General features: G+C 51.8%; 1 pseudogene. It reads left to right on the forward strand.

Annotated features, from left to right (window positions below):
- Positions 1–495, forward strand: a pseudogene (locus ACLUWI_RS10270) (phosphopentomutase); the annotation flags it as partial.
- Between the last annotated feature and the right edge of the window lie 7 nt (positions 496–502).

Raw genomic sequence — 502 nt, forward strand, 5'->3', positions numbered from 1 at the left:
CTGCATGAAGCGGGCTACCAGGTGATCGCAATTGGCAAGACCAACGACATCTTCTCTGGCCGTGGCATCGATCAGGCCTACCATAACGAAAGCAATATGGACGGGATGGATCACGTTGACGAGGTGCTGGAAAAAGACTTCACCGGTTTCTGCTTCACGAACCTGGTCGACTTTGACACCATGTATGGCCATCGCCGCGATCCAAAGGGCTTTGGCCAGGCACTGATGGACTTTGATCAGCGTTTGGGTCATGTTATGGCAGCGTTGCGTCCTGATGATCTGTTACTGATTACGGCTGACCACGGCAATGATCCATGCTTCAAGGGCACGGATCATACGCGCGAGGAAGTACCGCTACTGGCCTGGTCGCCAAAGATGCAGACATCCGGTAGCCTCGGTGTTCGCTCAACGTATGCCGATTTAGGTGCCACGATTTTAGATAACTTCCATCTCAATGCCCTGCACGGCACGAGTTTCTTGGATGAATTGAATTAAAAAAGAC

The organism is Limosilactobacillus mucosae, assembly GCF_046939755.1.
GTDB lineage: Bacteria > Bacillota > Bacilli > Lactobacillales > Lactobacillaceae > Limosilactobacillus > Limosilactobacillus mucosae_A.